The organism is Protofrankia sp. CiT1 (assembly GCF_917627335.1).
Classification (GTDB): Bacteria; Actinomycetota; Actinomycetes; order Frankiales; family Frankiaceae; genus Protofrankia.
In genome coordinates, this window is sequence record NZ_CAKJTP010000091.1 from 1,087 (window position 1) to 4,637 (window position 3,551).

At 72.1% G+C, this 3,551-nt stretch carries 3 protein-coding genes; all 3 read right to left on the bottom strand.

The genetic code is table 11. The features are described from left to right. A partial coding sequence (locus MJ785_RS14685) for a dolichyl-phosphate beta-glucosyltransferase (protein ID WP_239381357.1) occupies positions 1 to 1,142 on the bottom strand: 1,142 nt, incomplete at its 3' end. 104 nt (positions 1,143 to 1,246) lie between these two features. Continuing rightward, complete coding sequence (locus tag MJ785_RS14690) at positions 1,247 to 2,782, bottom strand: HAMP domain-containing sensor histidine kinase (protein ID WP_239381359.1); 1,536 nt, start codon at positions 2,780 to 2,782, stop codon at positions 1,247 to 1,249. Positions 2,783 to 2,791: 9 nt separating this feature from the next. Next, positions 2,792 to 3,538, bottom strand: coding sequence for a response regulator transcription factor (locus MJ785_RS14695; RefSeq protein ID WP_370652952.1), 747 nt, complete (start codon positions 3,536 to 3,538; stop codon positions 2,792 to 2,794). Positions 3,539 to 3,551 lie beyond the last annotated feature (13 nt).

The following is a 3,551-nucleotide window of genomic DNA, read 5'->3' on the forward strand; positions in this document are numbered from 1 at the left end:
CCCAGAGCGAAGACGACGAGGCCCTCGAGCTGGTGGCGGCCGGCTCCCGAGCGGCCTCGTACACCGAAGGTCAGCCGCCGGTTCGCCGCGGTGTTCGCGACCGCGGTGAGCGCCAGCGCGAGCAGGTTCGCGGCCTGCGCGCCGGCCAGGCCGCGCAGCAGCACGTACAGCACCAGGTAGGCCGCGGTGCTTGCCAGCCCTACGCCGGTGAACCGCACCAGCTGTCTGGGCAACCCGACCGGCACGCCGGGGACAGCCGGTTCCAGCGGCGCACGGCCGAGCTGGCGGCGCAGGTCACGCACGGGCAGCGCACCGCTGGCGAGGGCACGCCCGAGCCGGGCGACGCCTTTGAGGTCGGCCAGCGCGGTGGCCGCGATGTCAACGCGGCTGTCGGGATCGTCGATCCAGTCGACCGGGACCTCATAGATGCGCAGCCCGGACCGTTCGGCGAGGACGAGCAGCTCCGTGTCGAAGAACCAGCCGGTGTCCTCGATCAGCGGCAGCAGCCGCGCGGCGACGTCGGCGCGGATGGCTTTGAACCCGCACTGGGCGTCGGAGAAACGGGCGGCGAGCGTGCCGCGCAGGATGAGGTTGTAGCAGCGGGAGATCACTTCCCGCTTCGCGCCCCGGATGACCCGCGAGTTACGTGCCAGCCGGGTCCCGATCGCGAGATCGGAGTGCCCGGAGATCAGCGGGGCGACCAGCGGTAGCAGCGCCGCGAGGTCGGTGGACAGGTCGACGTCCATGTAGGCCAGCACCGGAGCGTCAGACGCCGACCAGACCGTGTGCAGAGCGCGCCCGCGGCCTTTCTGGTCAAGGTGGATGACAGTGACCTCGGCGATGGCGGCCTGGAGCGTCTCCGCCACGGCGAGGGTCGCGTCGGTGCTGGCGTTGTCCGCGATCGTGATCCGGAAGGGGTACGGGAAGGTCCTGGTCAGGTGCGTGTGCAGGCGGCGTACGCAGGGCTCCAGGTCGGCCTGCTCGTTGTGGACGGGAATGACCACGTCCAGCACTGCCGCGGGATGGGTCGCCAGGACAGGCCGGCGGGCGGCTGGAAGGGGCTCGCCGACGGACCGTGGGGTGTTTCGATCAGGTGCGTCTCTACCAGGTGCGTCCTGCGGGGCGGAGGTCACGGTGGGCATGGAATCTACAGTCGCTCCGGGAGCTGTCGGCTCTTTGTGCCGAAGCTGTGTCTTTCCTGTGAGCCTGTTCGTGCCCGCCTGGGCGCGGCTGGCAGGCACGGACGTCAGCGCCTGCCGTGGGCTGACGGCTGGCCACCGGTGACCGTGCCGCTGGCCAGCGGGACCGCGGCCGGCACGTGCGTGGGCAGCCGGACGATAAACGCCGTCTGACCAGGACGGCTCGTTACTCCTATGCTGCCGCGGTGGGCGGTCACGACGGCGTTGACGATGGCCAGCCCCAGCCCGGTGCTGCCGGCCGCGCGGGAACGGGAACCGTCACCGCGGGCAAAGCGCTCGAACACGGATGGAAGAAGATCCGCCTGAATGCCGGGCCCGTCGTCGAGGACGGTGAGCACAGCAGGACCGGGGGAGCGGGCGTGCAGGCTCGCGGTGACCATTGTGCCGGGCGGGGTGTGGGTCCGGGCGTTGGCGAGCAGGTTGGCCAGCACCTGATGCAGGCGGGCCGGGTCGCCGGTGACGATCACCGGCTCGTCGGGCAGGTCGAGTTGCCAGCGGTGCTCGGGGCCGGCGGCATGGGCGTCGCTCACCGTGTCCACGACAAGCCGGGAGAGGTCGACCGGCGCGGCCTCGAGGGGACGCCCGGCGTCCAGCCGAGCGAGCAGCAGCAGGTCCTCGACCAGGCTGGTCATCCGGGTCGCTTCGGATTCCACCCGGCGCAGCGCGTGGGCGACGTCGGGGGGCAGCTGGTCGCGGTCGCGGCGGGTGAGCTCGGCGTAGCCGCGGATGGCGGCCAGCGGGGTCCGCAGCTCGTGGCTGGCGTCCGCGACGAACTGGCGGACCTTCATCTCGCTGGCCTGGCGCGCCGCGAGCGCCGCGCCGACATGGCCGAGCATGCTGTTGAGCGCGGCTCCGACCTGCCCGACCTCGGTACGCGGGTCGGTGTCCGCTGCCGGGACGCGCTCGGCCAGGGCGACCTCGCCGCGGTCCAGCGGAAGCTGGGTGACCCGCCTGGCGGTGGCCGCCATGCGTCGCAGCGGGCGCAGGGTGAGCCGGACCACGACCGTGCCGGCGAAGCCGGCCAGGAGCAGCCCGGCCCCGGCGACAGCGGCTCCGACAGCCACCAGCTGGTACAGGGTCGCCTGGACGGGGTGCAGCGGCAGCCCGGTGATGAGCACGGCGCCGTCCGGCATCCGGCGGGCGATCAGCCGGAACTCCCCGTTGCCGCCGATCGTGCGGGTATGCGGATGTTCGTCGGCCGGCACCTCGGTCAGAGCCGTCGCGCTCGCTGTGTCCAGGGGCGCAAGCGAGCCATCATCGTTGATGATTACGGAGTCGGTGACCGTGCCGGCCACCAACCGGGCTCCGAGCGTGCCCGCGGACTGGCCCCGCGGCAGCAGGAAATCCGGTGGGCGGGCGGCGGTGTACGGGTCGACCAGGCTGTTCTGAGGCCTGTCGAAGGCCTTCTGGGAGCGGGCGACAGCGGCGATCAACTGGCCGTCGAGGCGTCCCACCAGATAGTCGCGAAGTGCTATCTCCGTGACGACACCCACCACCAGGCACACCGCCGCGAGCAGCCCGACCAGGCCCGTGACCAGGCGGGCCCGCAGTGACCACCCGAGGCGCCATGCCCTGTTACCCACAGCCGCCGCTCATGGCCGATGCTCGCCAGGCTTCAGGACGTAGCCCGCGCCCCGCACAGTGTGGATCATCGGCGTGCGGCCGGCGTCGATCTTCTTCCGGAGATAGGAGATGTAGAGCTCGACGACGTTGGCCTGGCCGCCGAAGTCGTAGTTCCAGACCCGGTCGAGGATCTGGCTCTTGCTGAGCACCCGGCGCGGGTTGCGCATCAGGAAGCGCATGAGCTCGAACTCGGTGGCCGTGAGCTCGATCAGGTCGTCCCCGCGCCGGACCTCGTGGCTGTCCTCGTCCAGGGTCAGGTCGCCGACCGTCAGCTCGGGGGAGGTGCGCGTGGCCGCGACGCCGGCCCGGCGGATCAGGCCCCGCAGCCGGGCGACGACCTCCTCCAGGCTGAACGGCTTGGTCACGTAGTCGTCGCCACCGGCGGTGATCCCGGCGATGCGGTCCTCCACCGCGTCCCGGGCGGTCAGGAACAGCACCGGGACGTCGGATGCCTCCGCGCGCAGCCGTCGCAGCACCTCCAGACCGTCGATGTCGGGCAGCATGACGTCGAGCAGCACCGCGTCCGGGCGGAACTCCCGGGCCGTGCGTACCGCGCCGAGCCCGTCCGCGGCCATCCGGACTTCCCAGCCCTCGTAGCGCAGCGCCATCCCCAGCAGTTCGGACAGCGCGGGCTCGTCGTCGACGACGAGCACCCGCAGCGCGGTGCCGTCCGCCCGGCGCAGCGCCGGGAGCAGCTGGCGCGTGTTCTGGCGCACCGGCTGGTGCGCC